Here is a 681-nt window from a genome sequence, read left to right as displayed (position 1 = left end):
AACATGTCCGCTGCCCGGCCGGGGCGCTGCCGCCACCGGCCGGGCCGTCCCCGCTCAATGTGGCAGCGCCTGCTGAAGCTCCGCCCGTAGCGCCGGGGTGAGCATCTCCCCCGCCTGCTTGGCCAGCCGCGCCATCTCGTAGCCGACCACACCGATGTCGGCCTCCGCACCGGCCAGGGTCGCCAGGATGGAACCGTCCCGGATCTGCATCACCAAGAATTGACATCCTCTCCCGCCCAAGGGCGGGAGATTCCCGTTTCCAGCGTCGTACGTCGGCGGCGCTGGGTGGGTGGTCGACAGGACGCCCATTGGCTCCTGTCCCGGGCTGCCCGCCCGGTGAGTGGGGACGGCGCCTCGGCGGCGTCCCTGACGTTGATCGCCGCGTTCACGTCAGCGTTCGCCTGGTGTCCGCAGGACCCGCACCGGAACGTCGCTTGGCTTTCGCGGTTGTTCCGATCGGTGTTCCCGCAGCGGCTGCACCGCTGGGAGGTGAACGCGGCAGGCACCCGAGCGATTCGGGTGCCGGTGGTGCGTGCCTGGTTGGTCAGTGCTCGCTCGAACAGGCCCCAGCCCTTGCCGAGGATCGCCCGGATCAGTCCGGCCTTCTGCCGTACGTTGATGCCAGGCTCGGCGATGGTGCCCTTCGCGGTGGCGGTCATCGCCTTGATGTTGAGGCCTTCA

General features: G+C 69.5%; 1 protein-coding gene and 1 pseudogene. Both read right to left on the bottom strand.

The window, feature by feature from the left end:
- Positions 1–54: 54 nt before the first annotated feature.
- Positions 55–210: pseudogene (locus ACNAW0_RS30555) on the bottom strand (roadblock/LC7 domain-containing protein); the annotation flags it as partial.
- The coding region (locus tag ACNAW0_RS30550) for a zinc ribbon domain-containing protein (RefSeq protein WP_416291508.1) at positions 210–681 on the bottom strand (472 nt) is incomplete at its 5' end. The pseudogene ACNAW0_RS30555 and the gene ACNAW0_RS30550, both read right to left, overlap by 1 nt.

The organism is Micromonospora sp. SL1-18, assembly GCF_047921505.1.
In the GTDB taxonomy this organism is placed as follows: domain Bacteria; phylum Actinomycetota; class Actinomycetes; order Mycobacteriales; family Micromonosporaceae; genus Micromonospora.
Note: the sequence above shows the minus strand (reverse complement) of the source record. Positions and strands in the feature narration are given on the sequence as shown.